20 protein-coding genes are annotated in these 21,182 nt (G+C 73.7%); 10 read left to right on the top strand and 10 right to left on the bottom strand.

Annotated elements, in window-relative coordinates:
- Positions 1–33 precede the first annotated feature (33 nt).
- Positions 34–909: a LysR family transcriptional regulator gene (locus FHX39_RS12585; protein WP_183338916.1), complete on the top strand. Its 876-nt coding sequence runs from the start codon at positions 34–36 to the stop codon at positions 907–909.
- On the opposite strand, the gene FHX39_RS12580 is transcribed toward FHX39_RS12585, so the two are convergent.
- Positions 882–2,477 carry a zinc-dependent metalloprotease gene (locus FHX39_RS12580; RefSeq protein WP_183338914.1) on the bottom strand — a complete coding sequence of 532 codons (1,596 nt, stop codon included), beginning with the start codon at positions 2,475–2,477 and terminating at the stop codon, positions 882–884. The two genes, FHX39_RS12585 and FHX39_RS12580, sit on opposite strands and share 28 nt — an antisense overlap.
- Positions 2,478–2,584: 107 nt before the next feature.
- Here FHX39_RS12580 and FHX39_RS12575 point away from each other — a divergent pair, with 107 nt between their 5' ends.
- The 4 genes from FHX39_RS12575 to FHX39_RS12560 all read left to right on the top strand — a co-directional run bounded on the left by FHX39_RS12575 (position 2,585) and on the right by FHX39_RS12560 (position 7,589).
- On the top strand, positions 2,585–3,034 hold the full coding sequence (locus FHX39_RS12575) for a molybdenum cofactor biosynthesis protein MoaE (protein WP_183338913.1): 450 nt from the start codon (positions 2,585–2,587) through the stop codon (positions 3,032–3,034).
- Positions 3,031–4,086 carry a YlbL family protein gene (locus tag FHX39_RS12570; RefSeq protein ID WP_183338911.1) on the top strand — a complete coding sequence of 352 codons (1,056 nt, stop codon included), beginning with the start codon at positions 3,031–3,033 and terminating at the stop codon, positions 4,084–4,086. The genes FHX39_RS12575 and FHX39_RS12570 overlap by 4 nt, the downstream gene beginning before the upstream one ends.
- A gap of 10 nt (positions 4,087–4,096) precedes the next feature.
- A complete protein-coding gene (locus FHX39_RS12565; RefSeq protein ID WP_183338909.1) occupies positions 4,097–4,669 on the top strand; it encodes a PPA1309 family protein in 573 nt (190 codons plus the stop codon).
- Positions 4,670–4,760: 91 nt separating this feature from the next.
- Complete coding sequence (locus tag FHX39_RS12560) at positions 4,761–7,589, top strand: UPF0182 family membrane protein (protein WP_332836948.1); 2,829 nt, start codon at positions 4,761–4,763, stop codon at positions 7,587–7,589.
- A 114-nt stretch (positions 7,590–7,703) separates the two neighbouring features.
- Here FHX39_RS12560 and FHX39_RS22155 read toward each other — a convergent pair whose 3' ends face one another.
- The gene (locus FHX39_RS22155) at positions 7,704–7,880 is read right to left on the bottom strand and encodes a LysM peptidoglycan-binding domain-containing protein (RefSeq protein ID WP_183338905.1); all 177 of its coding nucleotides are present in this window, start codon (positions 7,878–7,880) and stop codon (positions 7,704–7,706) included.
- 478 nt (positions 7,881–8,358) lie between these two features.
- A complete protein-coding gene (locus FHX39_RS12550) occupies positions 8,359–8,973 on the bottom strand; it encodes a class I SAM-dependent methyltransferase (protein WP_332836806.1) in 615 nt (204 codons plus the stop codon).
- Between the two features lie 222 nt (positions 8,974–9,195).
- Here FHX39_RS12550 and FHX39_RS12545 point away from each other — a divergent pair, with 222 nt between their 5' ends.
- From FHX39_RS12545 to FHX39_RS12535, 3 genes are read left to right on the top strand one after another with little or no spacing between them, the layout of a single operon-like run.
- Positions 9,196–9,717, top strand: coding sequence for a hypothetical protein (locus tag FHX39_RS12545; protein WP_183338901.1), 522 nt, complete (start codon positions 9,196–9,198; stop codon positions 9,715–9,717).
- 19 nt (positions 9,718–9,736) lie between these two features.
- Positions 9,737–10,735 (top strand): peptidase, encoded by a 999-nt coding sequence (locus FHX39_RS12540; RefSeq protein ID WP_183338899.1) that lies wholly within the window; start codon positions 9,737–9,739, stop codon positions 10,733–10,735.
- Positions 10,732–11,274: a hypothetical protein gene (locus tag FHX39_RS12535; RefSeq protein WP_183338897.1), complete on the top strand. Its 543-nt coding sequence runs from the start codon at positions 10,732–10,734 to the stop codon at positions 11,272–11,274. The genes FHX39_RS12540 and FHX39_RS12535 overlap by 4 nt, the downstream gene beginning before the upstream one ends.
- 40 nt (positions 11,275–11,314) lie before the next feature.
- Here the strand turns inward: FHX39_RS12535 and FHX39_RS12530 are convergent, their stop codons facing one another.
- From FHX39_RS12530 to FHX39_RS12515, 4 genes are all read right to left on the bottom strand, one after another.
- Positions 11,315–12,682 (bottom strand): M16 family metallopeptidase, encoded by a 1,368-nt coding sequence (locus FHX39_RS12530; RefSeq protein ID WP_183338895.1) that lies wholly within the window; start codon positions 12,680–12,682, stop codon positions 11,315–11,317.
- A complete protein-coding gene (locus FHX39_RS12525) occupies positions 12,679–13,959 on the bottom strand; it encodes a M16 family metallopeptidase (protein WP_332836805.1) in 1,281 nt (426 codons plus the stop codon). Before FHX39_RS12525 ends, FHX39_RS12530 begins: the two co-directional genes overlap by 4 nt.
- A gap of 61 nt (positions 13,960–14,020) precedes the next feature.
- Positions 14,021–14,674 carry a mismatch-specific DNA-glycosylase gene (locus tag FHX39_RS12520; protein ID WP_183338891.1) on the bottom strand — a complete coding sequence of 218 codons (654 nt, stop codon included), beginning with the start codon at positions 14,672–14,674 and terminating at the stop codon, positions 14,021–14,023.
- A 92-nt stretch (positions 14,675–14,766) separates the two neighbouring features.
- Positions 14,767–15,726: a quinone oxidoreductase family protein gene (locus FHX39_RS12515; RefSeq protein WP_232530623.1), complete on the bottom strand. Its 960-nt coding sequence runs from the start codon at positions 15,724–15,726 to the stop codon at positions 14,767–14,769.
- A 151-nt stretch (positions 15,727–15,877) separates the two neighbouring features.
- Here FHX39_RS12515 and FHX39_RS12510 point away from each other — a divergent pair, with 151 nt between their 5' ends.
- Both FHX39_RS12510 and FHX39_RS12505 read left to right on the top strand, forming a co-directional pair.
- The gene (locus FHX39_RS12510) at positions 15,878–16,294 is read left to right on the top strand and encodes a MarR family winged helix-turn-helix transcriptional regulator (protein WP_198423381.1); all 417 of its coding nucleotides are present in this window, start codon (positions 15,878–15,880) and stop codon (positions 16,292–16,294) included.
- Positions 16,295–16,303: 9 nt separating this feature from the next.
- The gene (locus FHX39_RS12505) at positions 16,304–17,113 is read left to right on the top strand and encodes a glycosyltransferase family protein (RefSeq protein WP_183338889.1); all 810 of its coding nucleotides are present in this window, start codon (positions 16,304–16,306) and stop codon (positions 17,111–17,113) included.
- A 185-nt stretch (positions 17,114–17,298) separates the two neighbouring features.
- Here FHX39_RS12505 and FHX39_RS12500 read toward each other — a convergent pair whose 3' ends face one another.
- From FHX39_RS12500 to FHX39_RS12490, 3 genes are all read right to left on the bottom strand, one after another.
- Positions 17,299–18,213, bottom strand: coding sequence for a 2-hydroxyacid dehydrogenase (locus tag FHX39_RS12500; RefSeq protein WP_183338887.1), 915 nt, complete (start codon positions 18,211–18,213; stop codon positions 17,299–17,301).
- A gap of 185 nt (positions 18,214–18,398) precedes the next feature.
- Positions 18,399–19,868, bottom strand: a complete 1,470-nt coding sequence (locus FHX39_RS12495) for a MinD/ParA family ATP-binding protein (RefSeq protein WP_183338885.1) — start codon at positions 19,866–19,868, stop codon at positions 18,399–18,401.
- 49 nt (positions 19,869–19,917) lie between these two features.
- Positions 19,918–21,174 carry an MFS transporter gene (locus tag FHX39_RS12490; protein ID WP_183338884.1) on the bottom strand — a complete coding sequence of 419 codons (1,257 nt, stop codon included), beginning with the start codon at positions 21,172–21,174 and terminating at the stop codon, positions 19,918–19,920.
- Positions 21,175–21,182: the final 8 nt, after the last annotated feature.

Raw genomic sequence — 21,182 nt, 5'->3', positions numbered from 1 at the left:
ATACGGCGCGTCGGCGATCTATACGCTTTGCGCATGGCCATCGACCTGCGGCAGCTGCGAGCCCTGGTCGCCGTGGTCGAGGAGGGGTCCTTCACCGACGCGGCGATCGCGCTCGGCACCTCGCAGGCGTCGGTGTCGCGCGCGGTGGCCGCCCTCGAGTCCGCGCTCGGCACCCGGGTGCTCCGTCGGACCAGCCGTCAGGTGACCACCACCGCCGCCGGGCTCCGGGTGCTCGAGCACGCCCGCCAGGCGCTCGGCGCGGTCGCCGCGCTCGAGCGGGTCGCCGGGCGGGCGGAGGGCGAGGTCCGGGTCGGCTACGCGTGGTCCGCGCTGGGGGAGCACACGGCCCCGGTGCAGCGGCGCTGGGCGGAGGCCCACCCCGGTCGCGAGCTCGTGTTCCTGGGCACCAACAGCCCCACGGCCGGGCTGGCGGAGGGCCTGGTCGACGTGGCCGTGCTGCGGCGACCGCTGACCGATGCCCGCTTCGCGGTCGAGCCGGTGGGGAGCGAGGACCGCTACGCCGTCCTGCCGCGGACCGACCCGCTCGCCCGACGCCGGGCCGTGGCGCTGGCCGACTTCGCCGGCCGGACGCTGGCGGTGGACCCACGGACGGGCACGACCGGCGAGCACCTCTGGCCGGCGGAGGGCGGTCCCCGCACCTACCGCGAGGTGCACGGGGTCGAGGACCTGCTCACGTCGGTGGTCGCCGGCCAGGCGGTCGGCATGACCTCGGCCGCGACGACGCACCAGCACCGGCACCCGGGCGTGGTCTACCGGCGCGTCCGCGACGCACCGCCCGTGCCGGTCTCCCTGGCCTGGTGGCGCGAGGACCCGCCGGCCGACGTCGCGGTCGTCGTGGCGACCGTCCGCGACGCGTACGGCTACCGCGAGGTGCCCGCGGCGTCCTGACCGTCGTCGGGCTTCTCGTCGTCGGGCTTGTCGGCCTCGTCGAGCAGCTCGGCCAGGGCGGCGTCGAAGTCGTCGTCCGCGCTCTCGGTCGCCGCGTCGTCGGTGCGGGCGAAGCCGAGCGGGTCGTCCAGGTCCGCGGACGTGGGCACGAGGTCGGGGTGGCTCCAGACCGCGTCGCGTCCCTCCGCCCCGCGGGCGTCACGGACGGCCGCCCAGAGGTTGGCCGCGTCACGCAGCCGCCGCGGGCGCAGCTCGAGCCCCACCAGCGTCGCGAAGGTGGCCTCCGCCGGACCGCCGGTCGCCCGACGGCGTCGTACGGTCTCCGCCAGCGGGACCGCGGCCGGCATCCAGCGCGCGGTGGCCTCGGTCACGACGTCGTCGACCCAGCCCTCGACCAGCGCCAGCATCGTCTCGAGGCGCTGGAGCGTGGCCAGCTGCTCGGGGGTCTTCTGCGGCTCGAACAGGCCGCCCTCGAGCTTGGCGCCGATCTCCTCCATGTTGGAGGGGTCCATGCCGGACACGGCCTCCTCGAGGGCGGAGGTGTCGATGGTGATGCCGGCGGCGTACTGCTCCACCAGCACGAGCAGCTGGGAGCGCAGCCACGAGGCCGAGGCGAAGAGGCGCTGCCGGGCGCACTCCCGCAGGGTGAGGTAGAGGGTGACGTCCGTGGCCGACTGCTCGAGGCCCTCGCCGAAGGCGGCGACGTTCGTGGGGAGCAGCGCGACCTGGGGGACGTCGGTCAGCGGCAGGCCGATGTCGGTCGTGCTGACGACCTCGCCGGACAGCTGTCCCAGGCCCTGGCCCAGCTGGAGGCCGAACATGCTGGCGCCGGAGCTGCGCAGCATCGGCCGGAGCATCTCGGCCATGCCGGCCATCCCCGGGATGCCGGCCTCGTCGCCGCCCTCCGTGGTGAGCGCGCCCGCCATGGCGTCGGCGATGTGGCTCGCGACCGGCTCGACCAGGCGGCGCCACGTCGGCATCGTCCGCTCGATCCACTCGGCGCGGCTCCAGGCCGCCGGCTGCCCCTCGACGCGCGGGAAGTCCGTCGCCGCGTCGAGCCAGACCTCGGCGATGGCCACCGCGTCGGCGATCGCCCGGACCTGGGCCTGAGAGGGGGTCGGGTCGGGGCCGAGCGCGGCCGCGCTCTTGCGCGCCGTGTCCTTGGTGACCTCCCAGTTGACCCCGGAGGCCGAGTCCGAGCCGGCGCCGAACATGCCGCCGCCCGCGCCCCCGAGCATGGAGAAGGCGCTCTGCAGCTGGGCGGCGAGAGCGTTGGTGTCGCCGCTGGCCAGCGAGGCGAAGAGGGCCTCGAGCGGGTTGGTGGGGTCACCGCCGCCGGAGGGGGCCGCGCCGCCGCCGAGCCCGCCGAAGCCGGCCCCGCCGCCGAAGCCCGCGCCACCGCCCGACCCGCTCCCGGGCGAGCCGGAGCCCGACCCGCCGAGGCGGTAGCCGCCCGAACCCGCGCCCGAGCCGGAGCCCGACCCGGAACCGCCGGCGCCCGCACCCGGCTGGGTCGCCGGGGGCTCGCCCTGCTCGTCGTCCGGACGCTCGTCCCGGTCCTGCGTCATGGGGTCTCCTGGTGTCGCCTGGTGTGGTTCGGGCCCTGCCGGCGGCTGCGCTGCCGTGACCCTCCACGGTACGCGCGGGCCCTGGGCTCTCGGCTAAGGTCGCAGGCATGGCCGGTCCGCACGAGGTGGTGCGTGAGGCCAGCACCAGCAGCGATCCCCTCAGCGTCGACGCGATGCTGGCCCAGGTCCGCGACCCGAGCGTCGGCGGCATCGCCCTCTTCGTCGGCGTCGTCCGCGACCACGACCACGGCGACGCGGTCACGAGCCTCGACTACACCGCGCACCCGACCGCCACGGCCGCGCTCCGGACCTGTGCGGAGCAGACGGCGGCGGCGTACGACGTCACGGCGATCGCGGTCGCGCACCGCACGGGCCACCTCGAGGTCGGCGACCTCGCCGTGGTCGTGGCGGTCGGCGCGGCCCACCGGCAGGCGGCCCTGGAGGCGTGCCGCCACCTGATCGACACGCTCAAGGAGCAGGTGCCGATCTGGAAGGAGCAGGCCCTCGTCGACGGCACGTCGGAGTGGGTCGGCCTGGGCGACGAGCCCGGCGCATGAGCTCCAGCTCGATCACCCGCCAGACCGTGACGGCCTTCGTGTCCGCGGGTGTCTTCGTGGTGCTCGCGGTCCTGGTCGCCGTGGTGCCCGTGCCGTACGTGACGTGGTCGCCGGGCCAGGCCCGCGACGTGCTGGCGGCGGGCTCCGAGCCGATCATCACGATCTCGGGCACGCCGACCTACCCGACGTCGGGCCAGCTCGACCTGACCGTGGTCTCGACGACCACGGCGGACTCCCGGCTGAGCCTGCCGCAGGCGCTCGTCGCCTACTGGCGGCCCCACCACGACGCGCTGCCGCGGGAGGCGATCTACCCGCCCGGCAAGTCGGTGGAGGACGTCGAAAGCGACGACGCCGAGATGATGGTGGACGCGCAGGACGACGCGGTGGTCGCGGCCCTGCGGGCCGACGGCGAACGTGTGGACCTGCTGCCCGCGGTCACGTCGGTGACGATCGGCAGCCCCGCCCAGAACCGGCTCCGGCCCGGCGACCTCGTCGTCTCCGTCGGCGGGACCACCACCTCGACCCTGGAGTCCGTCCAGGCGGCCGTGCGGCGGGCCGAGGCGGACGTCCCGCTCGAGTTCGTGGTGCTGCGCGACAAGGTGCGGACCGAGGTCAGCGTCGAGCCGAAGGCGCAGGCCGCCGGCGGCGGGGTCCAGATCGGCATCACGATCGGGACCGGCTACTCCTACGGCCCGCGCATCTCCTACGACCTCGGCCAGCGGATCGGCGGGCCCAGCGCCGGGCTGGTCTTCGCGCTGGCCATCTACGACAAGCTGACCCCGGGCGAGCTCCTCGCCGGCCAGCACGTCGCCGGGACCGGCACGATCGACCCCAGCGGGACGGTCGGCGGCATCGGCGGCATCCAGGAGAAGATCGCTGGAGCCGAGCAGGCCGGGGCGACCACGTTCCTGGTGCCCGCGCCCAACTGCGCCGACCTCGCCGGCGTCCGGACCTCGATGCGGCTCGTCCGGGTCGCGACCCTGACCGACGCCATCGAGTCGGTCCGCGCGCTCGGCTCGGGCGCGCCCAGCCAGCAGCTGCCCACGTGCTAGGAGCCGCCTCGTGACCACACCGACGACCCCCTCCGGACCGTCCGCGGTCGTGGGGGAGCAGGACCGCCGCGAGGCGCTGCTGGCCGCCCTCGTCGAGCTCGAGCACCACGTGGGCGAGGCGGGCTGGGACGCGCCGGCACGGCTGTTCGCGCTCGTCGAGACCGATGCGCTCGTGGCCGCCGAGCCGGGTCTGGCGGAGGCGCTGAAGCTGCGCACCTCGGCCGACGGTGGTGCGCCCGGGGCGCTGACCGCGATCGAGCAGGACACGTTCGTGCCCACGGACGACCTGCTCGGCGACCTCGCCGGCATCGAGTGGCCCGACGAGGTCTTCGGCTCCGCCGTGGCCACCGTCCGCACGTTCCTGCCGTCGTCGGTCGAGGTCGACCTCCCCGACGACCCGGCCGAGGCGGCCGCCCTGGTGGCCGCCCACCCGGCGGCCCAGGAGATCCGGGTCGTCGTCGCGGTGGACCGCAGCGGCGCGCAGCACGGCGTCGCCCGCCTGCGGACGCAGCCGGAGGAGCTCCTGGCGGGCACCGACCTCGTGCCGGGGCTGGCCACAGCCTTGGCGCATACCCTTGGCTGACCCGTACGGGTCGTGCGCTCCTCAGCGAGCCCAGGACCGGCGGTGGACGGTCCGGGTACGGCGGTGACGAGGAGAAGAACGGTTGAGTAGCGTGCGGGTCCAGGGCGGCCGACGACGAAGCGCGATCCTGCCCACGTTGGTCGTCGTCGCGGTCCTCGTGGTGGCCTTCGCCCTCTTCACGAACGTCTGGACGGCGCGGCTCTGGTACCGCTCGTTCGACTTCGGCTCCGTCTTCAGCACGGTGCTGCTCACCCGGGTCGGGCTGTTCCTGGTCTTCGGCCTCGTCATGGCCGGCCTCGTCGCCGCCAACGCGGCCATCGCCTACCGGCTCCGCCCGCGGTTCCGCCCGCAGGGCCCGACGAGCCCGCTGCTCGAGCGCTACCGCGAGATCGTGGAGACCCGCTTCATCTGGGTCATGATCGGCATCGGTGTCGTCGTCGGGCTGTTCGCCGGCGCCGCGGCGAGCGGGCAGACGCTGACCTTCCTCGCCTGGAGCAAGCGGACCGCGTTCGGCGTCACCGATCCGCAGTACGGCATGGACGTCTCGTTCTTCGTCTTCTCCTACCCGTGGTGGCGATTCGTCCTGTCGTTCGGCTTCGCCGCGCTGACCGTGAGCGTCATCGCCGCGGCGGTCATGCACTACGTGATGGGTGCGGTGCGCTTCAGCGGCCCGCGCCGCGGTGGCACGACCCCCGCGCAGGCGCACCTCTCGATCCTCGTCGGGCTGACCCTGCTGGTCCGCGGCGCCAGCTACTGGTTCGACCAGTACGGGCTGGAGATCACCAAGACCTCCCAGCTGTTCACCGGCATCTCGTACACCTCCGACCACGCGACCGCGAACGCCAAGCTGATCCTCGCGATCGCCGCCGGCATCGTGGCGCTGCTGTTCCTGGGCAACGCGCTGCTGCAGCGCTGGGTCGTCCCCACGGCGGGCCTGGTCCTGCTGATCCTGTCCGCGATCGTGCTCGGCTACGTCTACCCCGGCGCGGTCCAGTACTTCTCCGTGCGACCCAGCGAGGAGCTGCGCGAGCGCACGTACATCCAGCAGAACATCGACGCGACGCGGGCGGCGTACGGCGTCGCGAACACCGAGGTCACGGACTACTCCGCGACCACGACGGCGACCGCCGGCCAGCTGAGGTCCGACGCCGAGGCGCTGCCCGGCATCCGCCTGATCGACCCGAGCGTCGTCTCGCCGGCGTACGAGCAGCTGCAGCAGGTCCGCGGCTACTACCAGTTCCCGAAGAATCTCGACGTCGACCGCTACACGATCGACGGCCAGGAGACCGACGCCGTCGTCGCCGTGCGCGAGATGAACCTCGACGGCGTCGAGGGCCAGAACTGGAACAACCTCAAGACCGTCTACACCCACGGGCTCGGCCTCGTCTCCGCGTACGGCAACCGGGCGCAGGCCAACGGCGAGCCGCAGTGGATCACCGAGGGGATCCCGCCGACCGGCCAGATCGCCGAGCACGAGCCGCGCGTCTACTTCGGCGAGCTGCAGGGCCAGAGCCCCGACGAGTACTCCATCGTCGGTGCCGAGCCGGGCGCCGCGCCGATCGAGCTGGACACGCCGGGCGGGCCGAACTACACCTACACCGGCAAGGGCGGCGTCTCGATCGGCAGCCTGTGGCACAAGCTGCTCTACGCCGCGAAGTTCGCCGACATCAACATCCTGCTGTCCGACCGGGTGAACAGCGCGTCGAAGATCATCTACGACCGCACGCCGCTCCAGCGGGTGCAGCAGGCGGCCCCGTGGATGACCGTCGACCGCGACGCCTACCCGGCCGTCGTGCAGGGCCGGATCGTCTGGGTCGTCGACGGCTACACGACGTCGAACAGCTATCCCAACAGCGAGCGCATCAACCTCAACGCCGCGACCTCGGACAGCCAGACCACGACGCCCGGCACGCAGGTCGTGGCCCAGCCGGGCAACGACATCAACTACATGCGCAACTCGGTCAAGGCGGTCGTCGACGCGTACGACGGCACCGTCAAGCTCTACGCCTGGGACGAGTCCGACCCGGTCCTGCAGACCTGGCGCAAGGTCTTCGGCAGCGTCATCCAGCCGAAGAGCGCGATCCCGGCCGACCTGCTCGCGCACCTGCGCTACCCGCAGGACTACTTCAAGGTGCAGCGCCAGATCCTGGCCCGCTACCACCAGACCGACCCCGGCACCTGGTACCGGCAGTCGAGCCTGTGGGAGATCCCGCGCGACCCGGTCAACGCGGCGTCCACGAGCGCGGTCGAGCAGCCCTTCTACCTCTCGGTGAAGTGGCCGGGCGACCCGAACGCGGTCTTCTCGCTCACCACCGCGTACGTGCCCAACGGGCGGTCGAACCTGGCCGCGTACATGGCCGTGAACGCCGACGCGGCGAGCCCCGACTACGGGCGGATCCGCATCCTGCAGATGTCGGACACGACGCAGATCGACGGTCCCGGGCAGTCGTTCAACGCGATCACGACCAACGAGACGGTCAGCGCGGCGCTACGGAACTTCACAGCGCAGGGCAGCTCGCAGGCCTCGTTCGGCAACCTGCTCACCCTGCCCCTCGGCGGCGGCCTGCTGTACGCGATGCCGGTCTACGCCCAGCGCCCGGCCTCGTCGGGCTCCTACCCGGTGCTGCGCTTCGTGGCGGTGCGCTTCGGCCAGTCGGTCGGCTTCGGCACCTCGCTGCAGGACGCGCTGGACCAGGTGTTCAAGGGCAACGCCGGGGCGACCACCCCGGAGGGCGAGGGGGACGGCACCCCGTCGGGCGAGACCGACAACCCGGCGGCGGTCGCCGCGCTCGACGACGCGTCGACGGCCTACGCCGACGCCCAGAAGGCGCTCACGGCCGGCAACCTGGGTGAGTACCAGAGCAAGATCAACGAGATGCAGGACGACCTCGTCAAGGCCCAGCGGGCCCTCGGCCGGTAGTCCGGACGAACCCGGTCGGCCGACGGCCGACCGGGTTCGCCGGGCTCAGCCGAGTTCTGAGGCCGAGGGTCTTGGTCGATCGCCGGCTCAGCAGAGCCCGGCGATCGGCTGCCGCTAGACGCTCGACTCCTTGCACTCAGCGGAACCGACGTCGATGTCGGTCGTCCGCTTGATGGTCAGGCTCTCGTCGACGAAGACGTCGAGGTTGTCGTCGTTCGCCCGCGCGATGTCGCGGACACAGACGCGGAAGCGCTCGGCGATGCCCGACATGGTGTCGTCGCTGACGACCACGTAGTCGTAACCGCTCGCCGTCCTGGCCGCAGTCCCGCGAGCGTGCCGGCGCGGACCGGTATCGACGGGCTGGACGGCCTGCGGCGACGGCGAGGACGACTGGGCGGCCGAGGGCGTCGCGCTCGCGTCGCCGGGGGTGACAGCAGATGTCGGCTGCCGCGAGGGCGACGACGGGCCGGGTGTCGGAGCGTCAGGCGCTGAGCAGCCGATCCACGAGAAGAGCAAGGGGACGACGCTCAGCGCGATCAGGACCCTTCGGTTGCTGCGTCCTGACCGGCAGCGCCGGTCCCCGTACTCCGTCGAGAGCATGGCGGCATCATCGCAGCGCGATGACCTTCCGGCCTCGCGCTGTCGCGGCGCGTGTTCCTCTGAAGCTCGCCGGGCACGGGTTCATCGATCCTGCCTAGGCCACCGACAAGAAGCGGCGCCGAGCAGGGGCTGACACAACCCATCAGGCCCCGGTGCCGGAGCTGCGACCTCAGCCTGCTGCGCGTGCGACGAGGGCGGCGTACCTCCGGTCCGGTCGGGCCGCGACCTGGTGCTGCCGGCGCTCCAGCTCGACGAACCCGGCGGCCTCGAGTCGCTCGGCGAGCGCGTCGACCGGCCACCGGTAGGCCGTCACCACCTGGTGGTCGAACGCGGCCACGTCGTCCTCGCTGTCGAAGAACCCGAGGACCAGCACGCCCGTGGGTACGAGGACGCGGCGCAGCTCGGCCAGGACGTCGTGCAGCTGGTGCGGCGTCACGTGGATGGTCGAGTACCAGGACAGGACGCCGGCGACGGACCGGTCGCCGACGTCCAGGTCGGTCATCGAACCCAGCCGGAAGTCGCAGCCGGGTCGGGTCGTCCGCGCGTGGGTCACGAACTCCGGGACGAGGTCGATGCCGGTGACGTCGACCCCCTCGGCCTGCAGGCGGGCGGTCCAGTGGCCGGGGCCGCAACCGAGGTCGAGCACGGGTCCGTCAAGCCCTGTCAGGTGGCGCAGGACCAGCGCGGTGTCGCCGTCGTCGTCGGGCCAACCCGCGTCGACGAGGGCGATGTACTGCTCCGCCTTGGCCGAGTAGGCGTCACGCACCGGTCGGAGGGCGGTCACACCCACACCCTAGGGATCAGCACCGGTCGAGCCGGCCGTCGTACCTCGTGTCGACCTGATTGTGCGATCGAGCAGCGGACCGGCCTTCTCTGTCATTAATATGTTCTCCGTACCGAAGCGGCACGCGCGAGAGCGGTGGCCGTTCCGGGACCTTCGACGGGGCGAAGCAACCATCTGTCGTCGCAGGGCTCCACCTGCGCCACCCTCGAAGGACGTCGATCTATGCGCCGCACCAGCCTCCTGCTCGCCTCCGCCGTTGTCGCCACCGCGACGCTGGCGACAGCCCTGCCGGCCTCGGCCGCGACCACCGGCACGACCACGACCACGTTCGTGCTGAACGGCGGTGCGCTGAACCTCACCGTGGCGCCGACCGCGACCATCCCGAGCGCCTTCGCGGGCAGCAGCAGCGTCTCCGGCTCTCTCGGCACCGTCAGCGTCGCGGACCTGCGCGGCGGTCTGGTCGGCTGGACCGCGTCGGCCAGCTCGACCACGTTCACCACCACGGCCGGCGACACCCCGTCGAGCTCGGTGACCTACGTGCCCGGTCTGGCGTCCAACACCGGCATCGCCGTCGTGCTGCCGGTGCTCACCGCGACCCTGACGAGCACGCCGGTCGCGGTGATGAGCTCGACCGGGGTCGTCGGCACCAACACCGCCAGCTGGACCCCGACGCTCACGGTCGCGCTGCCGAGCAACGCGCTGGCCGGCACCTACACCGGCACGGTCACCACGTCGGTCGCCTGAGCAGGTCGGGGACCTCGGGGTGCGCCGGCTCATCGGGCTCGCGATCGCGGTGATCGTGGGACTTCTTCTCGCCGGCAGCCCCGGGGTCGCCACCGCGGTCCCGGCCGAGCCGGGGCTCGGCATCCGTCTGGTCGACGTCCCGACCGCGGAGGCCGACAACCCGCGGGCCCGGTCGTACATCGTCGACCACGTCAAACCCGGTTCGGTGATCGAACGCCGGGTGGAGGTCAGCAACGGCACCGGCGACCGGGCGGAGGTGGAGGCCTACGCCGCCGCCGCGACCGTCACGGACGACGGCTTCGTCGGGGCGGAGGGGCGGACCGGCAACGACCTCTCGAGCTGGACCTCGGTCACCCTCGACCGCGACGACCTGGCGCCCGGGCAGGTCTCGATGGCGCAGGTGGCCATCCGCGTCCCGGACGACGCGGTCCGGGGTGAGCGGTACGCCGTGGTGTGGGCGTCCGTGCAGGTCCCTCCGGCCACGCCCGGAGGGGTGGCTCAGGTCAGTCGCGTCGGCATCCGCATCTACCTGTCGGTCGGGCCGGGCGGCGCCCCGAAGACCGACTTCGACATCGCGTCGCTGACGGCGGCCCGGACGCAGGCCGGCATCCCGGAGATCCACGTGACCGTCCGCAACACCGGCGAGCGCGCGCTCGACCTGCGCGGCTCCCTCAGCCTGAAGGACGGCCCGGGAGGACTCTCGGCGGGACCGTTCACCGTTCCCGCGAAGACGACGCTGGCCATCGGCGGCACACGGGACGTGGTGATCCCGCTCGATCCTCGGCTGCCCGAGGGCCCCTGGTCGGCCAAGGTCACCGTCGCCAGCGGGACCGACCAGCGCAGCGCCAAGGCGACCATCACGTTCCCTGCCGTCGCGAACACGGCGGCTGCGCCGGTCCCTGTCGCCGCTGGGCTCACCGCCGGCGAGCGGCTGGCCCTGATCGTCGGGGTCGTCGTCCTGGCCGTCGTCGTCGGACTGCTGCTCCTGGCCAGACGCCGCCGTCGCGGTACGACATGAGGGCGGTCAGCCCCCGGGCGGTGCTGCCCGGCCTGGCGGTCGCGGTGGCGCTCTGCCTCGTCGGGACGCCGGCCAGCGCGGACCCCACCGCCACCAGCGACGTCGTCGTCACCGTGCCGGGCGGCGCCCTGCAGATCGCCGTCGAGGACGATCAGGTGAGCCTCACGACGATCACGACCGACGGGGGCCAGACCATGGTCAGCGGCCGGCTCGGCCAGGTCACCGTCCGCGACCGGCGGAACGCGCCCGCGGGCTCGGGCTGGGTGGCCGACGTGGTGGCGACCGACTTCACCGGTCGCGGGGAGAGCAGCCTGCCGGCCAGCCAGTTCCGCTACGAGCCCGGGGAGGTGGACACCGAGGGCACGGTCACGGTGACGACGTCCGCGGGCCGGAACCTGCGCGAGCCGACGGCGGTGGTCACGGCGACCGACGTCCTCGGCGACAACAGCGCCAGCTGGACCCCCGTCCTGACCGTGGTCGTCCCGCCGGGGATGGCCCCCGGCACCTACCGGGGGACGGTGACCCACTCCGTCCTCTAGGCCTGGAGGCCGGCAGGACGAGAGTGCGGTGCGCTCGAGGTCAGGCCTCGGGGTGCACGACCTCGAGGTCGGTGAACCCGAGCTCGCGCAGCGGGTCGGCGATGACGGCGGCGTCGCCGACGACGACCAGGGTGAGGGCGTCGACGTCGACCAGCGAGCTGTACGCCTGCGTCGCCGACTCCGGCGTGACCTCGCGCAGCTGGGCGAGGTTCCGGGTCACGTAGTCGTCGCCCAACCCCACGAGCCGGTTGACCGCGGCCTGGTCGGCAACACCGTCGGCGGTCGCGTAGCGCAGCGGGGAGATGCCGGTCGAGTAGGTCACGGCGTCGACGACCTCGGCCGCCGTGAACGGGCGGTCCGCCACGTCCGCGAGCTCGCCGGCGAGGCGTACGGCGTCGGCGACCACGTCGGTGCGGAACGAACCGCCGATGGCGAAGCTGCCGCCCGCGCGCAGCGGGGTGAGCGACATGCGCACGCCGTACGTGTAGCCCTTCTCCTCGCGGAGGACGGCGTTGAGCCGGGACAGGAACGCTCCACCCATCGCGTACGTGGCCACGCTCGCGTCCGGCCAGCGCGGGTCGGTGCGGTCGATCCCGAAGCCGCCGAAGCGCACGTCGGCCTGCACGGCGCCGGGCCGGTCGAGCACCACGTGCCGCCGGGGTCCCGGGGACGTCTGCTCGTGCGGCGTCCGGACCTGGGCGTCGTTGGACCAGCCGCCGAACCAGCGCTCGGCCAGGGCGTGCGGGTCGACGCCGCCGAAGTCGCCGGCGAGCACGAGGCTCGCGCCGGCCGGGCCGACCTGCTCGGCGTGGTGGCGGCGGGCCGCCGCACCGTCGACGCGCGCCACGCTGGCCGCCTCGCCGCCGCTCATCCTCGACGCGCGGCTGGCCGGGTCGAAGACCGACTCGCGGAAGGCCATGGACGCGAGCTGGGCCGAGTTCGCGTACGCCTGCTCGATCTGGGCGAGCCGGATCTGGACGTGCCGGTCGACGTCGGCGTCGGAGATCTGCGGCTGGGTGATCGCCTCGGCGAACAGCTCGAACGCCCGCTCGAGGCGCGAGGCGGGGACGTCGAGGACGGCCTGGAAGCCCGAGAGCGAGACCTCGATGCCGAAGCCGGCGCCCTCGGTCTCGAGCAGCTCGGCGAACTCCTCGCCCGGGTGGGTCCGCGTGCCCTCGTCGAGGGTGCGGGCAGCGATCGTCGTGACGCCCTCGAGGTCGCGGTCCTCGCCGTTCAGCGGGGTGTCGAGGACCAGGTGGGCGGAGACGACGTGCTGGCCGGGCAGGTCGAAGCAGACCAGCTCGATGCCGTTGCCGAGCGTGCTGAGCGCCGGCTCCGGGAACGACCAGCTGCCGGGGGCGGCGACCGCGGGCTGCGGGTCGGCCTGCCAGGAGAGGGGCGTGCTCATGCGGAGGCCTTCCGGTAGAGGAGGGTCGCGCGGCGGTCGCTGCTGAACCACTCGCCGACCGCGGCCGCGACGTCGTCCGGCTCGACGGCGTCGACCTCGGCCATGCGGGTGTTGACGAGGCCGGGGTCGTGCTCGAGGGTCGCGTACTCCGACAGCGCGTCGGCGCGGCTGTCGACGCGGGAGAGCTCGTGCAGCCAGTGGCGCTCGTACTGCGCCTTCGCACGGCGCAGCTCGACGTCGGTCGGGCCCTCCGCCGCCAGGCGGTCGATCTGGGTGACGAGGGCGTCCTCGACCTCGGCGAGGTCCTGGCCGCCGCGGGCCCGGGCGTACGCGTAGCCGAAGGAGTTGCCGCCGATGAGGCCGGTGCTGGCCGCGCCCGAGCTCTCGGCGACCTCGGCCTCGCGGACCAGCGCGCGGTGCAGGCGCGAGGTCTGGCCGTGCCCGAGCACGCTGAAGAACAGGTCGAGCGCGTCGAACGCCCGTGTGCCCCGGGCCGGCAGCCGCCAGGCGAGGTAGACGGCCTCGGCGGGCACGTCGGCGGAGGTCTCCTCGCGGGCCGTGCCGTCGAGCGGGGGGAGCACGCCGGTCTGCGGGTGCGCAGGGAGCTCGCCGGCGGCCAGGCCGCCGAAGTAGCGCTCCACGCGGCGCAGCGCGTCGTCCTCGCTGACGTCGCCGACGACGGACAGGACGGCGTTGTTCGGCAGGTAGTGGCGCCGGAAGAAGTTGTGCGCGTCCTCGAGGCTGGCTGCGTCCAGGTCGGCCATCGAGCCGATCGTGGTGTGGCCGTACGGGTGCTCCGGCGGGAAGGTGAGGCTGTTGAGACGCTGCATGACGTCGCCGTACGGGACGTTGTCGTAGCGCTGGCGCTTCTCCTCCTTGACCACCTCGCGCTGGGTGTTCAGGTTCTCGGCGGTGAGCGCGTCGAGCAGGCTCCCCATCCGGTCGGCCTCGAGCCAGAGCGCGAGGTCGAGGCCGCCGACGGGCAGCGTCTCGAAGTAGTTGGTGCGGTCGAACCAGGTCGTCGCGTTCACCGAGGCGCCGGCCGCCTGCAGCAGGCCGATGTGGGCGCCGGAGGCCACGTTCGCGGAGCCCTGGAACATCACGTGCTCGAAGAGGTGGGCGAAGCCGGTCCGGCCCGGTTCCTCGTCGCGCGAGCCGACGTCGTACCAGAGGTTCACCGCTACGACGGGTGCTCCGTGGTCGGGGCTCAGCAGGACCCGGAGGCCGTTGTCGAGGACGTGCTCGCTGACGGGGTACGCGGCGGGCGTCGAGGGCACGCGCGTCACCTGGCGCAGGGATCGGTGCGGCTGGGCATGCCTGCCATTCGAGCACACGCCCCTAATCGCCCGGTGTGCGCTCGACGGTCGAGAGGTCGCGACCGGGTGGCGCGGGAGCGCGGGCCCGGAGCTGGGCGTCGGGCAGCAGGCCGGCGGCGCGGGCCGGTTCTGCGTACGCGGCGGCCAGGCTGGCGACCGTGTCGTGGGCGTTGAGCCCGCTCGGGTTGGGCACGACCCACAGCCGGGCCCGCGCGCCCTCGGGGCCGATCCCGTGCGCCTGCTCGCCCGTGCTCGCCTTCGGTTCGGCGAACGCGGTGCGGTAGGCGGTGATCCCCGCGACCGCGACGACCCGCGGCCGGTGCCGTTCCACGAAGGCCTCCAGCCGGGCCCGCCCCGCGCGGAGCTCGTCGGGGTGGAGCTCGTCGGCGCGGGCGGTCGCGCGGTTGACCAGGTTGGTGTTGGCGAGGCCCCGGGCGAGCCAGTAGACGCGGTCGTCGTCGGTCAGCCCCGTCGCGGGGTCGATCGTCCGGTCGATGATCCCGGCGAGCTGCAGCGCGGGGTAGAAGCGGTTGCCCGGACGCGCGAAGTGGGTCTGCACGGCGGCGGTCCACAGGCCCGGGTTGATCCCGACGAAGACGAGCCGCGGGTCCCGACCGACCAGGTCGGGGACGCTCGCGTCCGCGTACGTCGCCAGCTGCGCCTTGGTGAAGCCCACGAGGCAGGAACCTAGTGGGCCCCGGTCGGGATCGGTGCGGATCCGACCGCGACTGCCCGGTCGGATCCGCGCCGATGTCCGACGGACGGCCTTCAGGGCACGATCACCAGGCGCTCGGAGGTCGTCGGGAACGCGGCCCAGGCGCGGTCGACCTGGCTGAGCGGCACGGGTCGGGGCTCGACGGCGAGGCGGCCGCCGAGCACCTCGCCGACGAGGGTGTGCAGCTCGGCGACGATCGCGCGCGTCGACACCGAGCCCTGCCCGGAACCGACGATCGCGAGGTTCGTGGCGCGCAGCGCCGCCGACGGCACGGGGGAGTCGGCCCCGGCGACGGAACCGATCTGGACCCAGGTCAGCGCCTGGTCGTCGTCGGCCCGAGCTGGGACGATCGCGCGCAGCGCGTCGGCCGCCGGAGCGCCCCAGAGGTAGTCGAGCACCACGTCGACGTCCGACCCCGCGACGGCGAGCGCGGTCGCCGCCGTGGGGAGCGAGAGGTCGACCACGACGTCCGCGCCCTGCACGGTCAGGCGGTCCAGCTTGTCCGCGTCACGCCCGACGGCGACCACCGACGACGCGCCCAGGCCGCTCGCGATCTGCACGGCGATCCGCCCGGCGCTGCCCGTCGCCCCCAGCACGAGGACCTTCTGACCCGCCGCGAACGACGTCCGTCGCCGCAGCGCGACCCACGACGACATGGCGGGGTTCATGGCCGCGGCCACGAGGACGGGGTCCGCGTCGGCGGGCAGCTCCACGCTGCGCCTCAGGTCGATCACGGTGCGCTCGGCCATGGCGCCCAGGCCGGTGCCGGGGAGCACGAAGTAGCGGAGCGTGCCGTCGGGGGAGCGACCCACGCCGTCGACCCCCGGCACCATCGGCAGGACGCCGTCGCTCGTGTAGTGCGAGCCGTCGGCCTGGGAGAGCACCCGGCGGCTGAGGGCGGACGCCAGGACCTCGACGACCACCTGGTGGGGACCCGACGCCTCGGGTTCGTCGACCTCGGCGCACCGGGGTGCCTCGTCGTAGCGGGAGACCACGGCTGCGTGCATCGTCATCACTCCTCGTCCGCGCCCGGAAGCACGAAGCAGTTGGTTGGATCTACGAATCAAACTAGTTCGTAAACCCACCTAACGCAAGGTGTAGGGTCAGGTCGTGCCCCCAGATCCGGAGCTTCGGCTCGGCCGTCTGTCCGAGCGAGAGGACCCGTTGGTCAGCGCACTGGCCCAGACGACCTTCCTGGTGATGGCCCTGCTCAACCGGCTGTGCGCCGAGCACGACCTCTCGCTGACCCAGCTCCGGGTGCTGGCGATCCTCCGCGACCGGGACCGCGTCCGGGTGTCGACGCTGGCCGACCACCTCGGCCTGGAGAGGTCGACGGTGACGGGCCAGGTCGACCGCGGCGTACGGCGGGACCTGCTCGCGCGGACCGCGAGCCCGGGCGACGGTCGTGCCGTGGACGTCTCCCTCACCGCCGCGGGGCTCGACCTGGCCGACCGGCTCTACGCGGCGGTGACCGCTTCCCTCGAGGGGCTCACCGGCTCTCTCGGTGCTGCCGACCAGCGCCGGCTCGCCGCCCTGCTCGACCGCCTGCTCGTCGCCTCGTCGTCGCCCGGGAGCACGTAACCTGCTCGCGTGCGTCGAACTCTCCTGGCCGTCCCGGCGTACGGGTCACCCGAGCTGACCGACGCGGTCCTGCGGGACCTGCTGCGCGACGACCCGCTGCTGCCCGCGTGGCTGCGGCTCGTGGTCGTCGACAACCAGGGGGACTACGTGCTGCCCGGCTGGGCGGCCGGGGTCGAGGTCGTGCGGACGGGGGAGAACCTCCGCTGGATCGGCACGGCCAACTGGGCGTTCGCTCAGGCGCAGGCCGAGGGCGACGAGGTCGTCGTGCTGCTCAACAACGACACCCGGCTCTCGCGCGGCTTCCTGCGCGGCCTGGTCGGCGCGGTCGAGGGCGACGTGGCGATCGCGGCCGCCTGCTACGACGACTTCTGGCTGCACCAGCGAGCGTCGCGCGTCCCGGCCGACGCCGAGGCGTACGTGCCCCGCGACAGCGTGCGCGACGTGGCCTTCTGCGACGGGACCGCGATCGCGTTCGCGGTCAAGGCCGTCGTCGCGGTGGGCCCGATGGACACGGCCGCGTTCCCGCAGCACGGCTACGGCGCCGACGTCGACTGGGCGCTCCGGGCCCGCCGGGCCGGCTGGCGGTGCGTCGTGACCGAGCAGGCGTACGTGCACCACCTCCGCCGCGTGACCATGACGCGGGTCGGGCGGACGTCGGAGGACAACCGCGCCGAGATCCTCACCGGCCTCGACGCCCTCTGGGGCGACACGTGGCGGGCGCTCGCCGGGCTCGGACCGGGTGCGTTCCCGGCGCACAACACCGGCAGCGCGATCGACTGGTACGCCGACCCGGAGTCCGTGCGCGCGCTCCTGGGGTAGGGGCGCCGACGCCCCGGGCGGTGCCGACGGATGTCGACGGGTGTATACGGCCTCGACGGGTCGGTGCGCCGGTCGTCCTGCCGGGTGACCACGAAAGACTGGCGCTGAGCACGGCAGATCTGCCGTGGTCGGCGCCAGTTTTTCACGTGGACGTGAAAAACCCGGGACAGGTGGGACGAACCGACCTAGTAGGCGCCGGTGACGACGTTCTCGAGGTCCTCGCCGCGGACGAAGCGCTCGATCTGAGCCTTGACCAGGGCGTACGCGCGGGCACCGGACGCCTTGACGTGGCCGGCGGCGTGCGGGGTGATCAGCACGTTCGGCGCGCTCCAGAGGGGGTGGCCCTCGGGCAGCGGCTCGGGCTCGACGACGTCCAGGGCCGCGCGGAGGCGACCCGCGGTCAGCTCGGCCAGCAGGGCGTCGGTGTCGACGACCTTGCCGCGGGCAACGTTCACGAGCAGCGCGCCGTCGGGCATCGCGGCGAGGAACTCGGCGTCCACCATGCCCTCGGTCGCCGGGGTCAGCGGGACGGTGAGCACGACGACGTCCGCGTCGGGGAGCAGGTCCGGCAGCTCGGACGTGGCGTGAACCCCCTCACGGGCGGAGTGGGCCACGAGCACGGGCTTCGCGTCGAAGCCGACCAGCCGCTTGGCCGTCTGCTCGCCCAGGTCGCCGGCGCCGACGACCAGCACCCGCTTGCCGATCAGGTCCTCGCCCTGGGCGTCGTCCCAGGCGCCACGTTCCTGGGCGCGGACGAAGTGCGGGATCTGGCGGTAGGTCGCCAGGATCAGCGCGAGCACGAGCTCGCTGACGGGCCCGCCGTGGACGCCGCGGGCGTCGCAGAGCTGGACGCCGTCCGGGATCTGGCCGAGCACGTCCTCGACGCCCGCGCTCAGCAGCTGCATGACCTTGAGGTCCGGCATGGCTGCGAGCTTGTTCTCGAGGTCGCTGGAGTCCTCGACCTGCGGGACCCAGAGCTCGGTCTCCGCGAGCCGCTCCGGGCGCTCGGGCTCGCCGTTCCAGACGACGACCTCGACCCCCTCGGGCAGGTCACCCAGCAGCTGGACGGCTTCGGCATCGGGCACGCAGACGACAGTCACGACTTCACCCTAGCCAGCGAGGCGTCGCGCTCGGCGGCGTCGGCACACCTTCCTTGTCGCGGCACACCCTGCTCGTCTCGGCACACCCTGCAGGGTGTGCCGGAGCGAGCGGGGTATGCCCGCGCGAGCAGGGTGTGCCGACCCGGGCGAGCAGGGTGTGCCGGGGGAACGGGGCGTACGGGGGTCTAGAGGCCCTCGGCCACCTTCGCCGTAGCCAGGACCCAGGCGTCGCGGGACGGCTTCGAGAGGGCGGCGAAGTCGATCGGGCCGCCGGCCACCAGCGACGGCTCGTGCGGGACGTCGACGACGGCCCGGGTGAGCTGGGCGAAGTGGTCGTGCAGCCGCGACGAGAGCAGGGTGTCGTTCGAGGAGGCCGGCGCCGACAGGATCGTCACGGCGTGCTCGACCTTGTCGCCGTGGCCCTTGGCCCGCAGCCCGTCGACCAGCCAGGCGGCGCTGGCGGCGGTGTCCTCACGGATGGTCGACACGATCACCAGCTGGTCGGCGGCCTCGATCGCGGCCTCCCAGTTGCTCGCCCGCATGTTGTTGCCGGTGTCGATCACGAGGATCCGGTAGAAGCGGCTGAGTGTTCCGTGCAGCCGCTGGAACGCGTCCGCGTCGATGGAGGCCGACGCGGCCGGGTCCTCGTCCGAGGCGAGCACGTCGAACTGGGCCGCCCCCTGCGTACGGACGTAGTTGTCGAGGTCGCCGACGCGGGCGCCGCGCACCTGTTGGAACCGTTCCAGGTCGGCCAGCAGGTCGACGGCCGTGTTGGTGTGGCGGGCCGGGACGGCGCGCCAGCCGAGCGTGCCGCGGGTCTCGTTGTTGTCCCAGGCGAGGGTGTAGCCGCCGCGCAGCGTCGCGAACGTGGCGGCCAGCAGCATGACCGCCGTCGTCTTCGACGCCCCGCCCTTGGGGTTGACGACCACGACGGTGCGCGGACCCGGCAGCGAGCGCTGGATCGTCGCGACGGCCTCGCGGTGGCGGAGCTCCAGCGGACCGGGGCCGGGCTTGATCAACCCGAACGTCGCCTTCCGCACGAAGGCCTGCCACCCGGCCTGCGCCGGACCGGGCGCGGGGGCCGGGCGACCGCCGAGGAGGTCGTCCAGCGTGGGGGCCGCGCGGCGGGGCTGTCCCTCGTACGGCGGCTGCCTCGGGGCGGGCGGCGGCGGCAGGGGCGCGAGCGGAGCGGCGGCGGCAGCGGGGCGCACCGACGCGGGCGGCGTCCACGGCTGGGGGCCGGACCACCCGTTGCCGGGCGGCGCCGCGGGTGCCGGAGGAGGCGGTGCGGCCGAGGGCGAGGGCGCAGGTGCCGCCGCGTCCGGGGGTGCGATCGGCGCTGCGGCCGGCTCGACGAGCTCGGGCGGCGCGGAGGTGGTCGGCGCCGAGCCCGGCCGGTTCTTGGCCGTCTCGACCATCGCGCCGTCCGGGCGGGCCACGAAGGTCCAGGCCCCGGCCGGGTCGGAGGTGTCGAGGACCACGTCGCGGCCGAGCTGCGCGGCGAGGTCGAGGGCGTGCTGGCCGACGTAGGAGCGGGCGTCCTCGATCGAGCCGAGGCGGGCGCGGCTGGGTGACCCGTTCGACACCAGCTCGGCGCCGCCGTACGCGTCGATGCGTGCGACCACGGTCACGGTGTCGTCGTCCTGCGTCGTCATGGTGCCTCCCGCCGCCAGCGCACCTGCGGCCCTGGCGGGTGGGCAGAGCCTAAGACCTGGCGGGCTCGTCGGCGCCGGGTCGTCCCCGGTCACCGCGGAACGTGCGCCGCAGCGCGACCACCGTCAGCACCGACACCCCGCCGAGGGCACCGACGGCGACCGCGGGTCCGAGGAGGGCAGCGAGTGCCCCGGCGGCGATCGGCCCGAGGCCCTGACCGCCCATCAGGCCGCTGGAGAGCAGGCCGAAGCCGAGCCCCTGGTCGCTCTCCGGCAGCGACTCGACGAACCGCCGTTGCAGCCCGATGTGGTACGCGAAGCCGGCCCCGGCGACCGCGGCGAGCGCGACGACGGCCGCGTACGGGAGGCCGAGGGCCCAGGGCACGAGGGCGAGCCCGGCGAGCAGGGCCAGGGGGAGCGTGACCTGCTCGCGGCGGAGCGGCGTCAGGCCCCGGCCGACCGCGACGTCGCCGACGAGCATCCCGACCGGGACGGCGGCGAGCAGCAGGCTCGCCCCGCTCGTCGTCCAGCCCCGGTGGGCCACGTAGCCGACCACGAGGGCCTCGACGCCGGTCAGCAGCCAGGTCGGGACCCACTGCGCGAGCAGCAGGCCGCGGACGACCGGGTCGGCGAGCAGCCGGCGGTTGCCGCGCAGGGTGGCCCGGACGGCGCCGCCGGGGACGTTCTCGTGCGTCACGGGGTGGTGGCCGAGCCCGGTGCGGACGACCACGGCGCCGATCACCAGCGCGACCCCGGAGACCAGCAGCAGACCGCGCGGCGAGACCACCAGCAGCAGCGCTCCGCCGAGGGCCAGCCCGAGGACCTGCGCGACCGACGAGACGGCGCTGAGGAGGGAGCGCCCGACCACGAAACGGTCACCGGTCAGCAGCGTGCGGGTCAGCCGCCCGGTCGCCGCGTTGCCCACCGGGTCGAAGGCCCCGACGACGAAGACGAGGGCGAGCATGACGGCGACGGGCAGGTGGACCAGGCCGATGAGCAGCCCGGGCAGGGCCCGCAGGAGCAGGGCCACGACCAGCAGGGTCCGGGCGGGCAGCCGGTCGGCCAGCGAGGTGAAGAGGGACCCGCCGATGAGCTGGGGGGTGAAGCCGATCCCGTACGCGACCGCGGACCAGAAGACGGAGCCCGTCGTGGCGAGCACGAGGACGGACAGCCCGAGGATCTCGGTGGTCGTGGAGAGCGCGCGCAGCAGGAAGGCGCCGAAGAGCACGCGGACCTCGCGTCCGGCGAACACCTCGCGGTAGGTCGCGCCGCGCTCGGGGACGCGCGGGGAGGTGCTGGTCGTGGTCACGTGGCGAG

The sequence above is a fragment of the Microlunatus antarcticus genome, assembly GCF_014193425.1.
GTDB lineage: Bacteria > Actinomycetota > Actinomycetes > Propionibacteriales > Propionibacteriaceae > Microlunatus > Microlunatus antarcticus.
This window is presented reverse-complemented; position numbering and strand designations above follow the sequence as displayed.

Coding starts and splice junctions, on each gene's coding strand:
- FHX39_RS12585 (WP_183338916.1), top strand. CDS start 34: ATGGCCATCGACCTGCGGCAGCTGCGAGCCCTGGTCGCCGTGGTCGAG.
- FHX39_RS12580 (WP_183338914.1), bottom strand. CDS start 2,477: ATGACGCAGGACCGGGACGAGCGTCCGGACGACGAGCAGGGCGAGCCC.
- FHX39_RS12575 (WP_183338913.1), top strand. CDS start 2,585: ATGGCCGGTCCGCACGAGGTGGTGCGTGAGGCCAGCACCAGCAGCGAT.
- FHX39_RS12570 (WP_183338911.1), top strand. CDS start 3,031: ATGAGCTCCAGCTCGATCACCCGCCAGACCGTGACGGCCTTCGTGTCC.
- FHX39_RS12545 (WP_183338901.1), top strand. CDS start 9,196: ATGCGCCGCACCAGCCTCCTGCTCGCCTCCGCCGTTGTCGCCACCGCG.
- FHX39_RS12535 (WP_183338897.1), top strand. CDS start 10,732: ATGAGGGCGGTCAGCCCCCGGGCGGTGCTGCCCGGCCTGGCGGTCGCG.
- FHX39_RS12530 (WP_183338895.1), bottom strand. CDS start 12,682: ATGAGCACGCCCCTCTCCTGGCAGGCCGACCCGCAGCCCGCGGTCGCC.
- FHX39_RS12515 (WP_232530623.1), bottom strand. CDS start 15,726: ATGACGATGCACGCAGCCGTGGTCTCCCGCTACGACGAGGCACCCCGG.
- FHX39_RS12495 (WP_183338885.1), bottom strand. CDS start 19,868: ATGACGACGCAGGACGACGACACCGTGACCGTGGTCGCACGCATCGAC.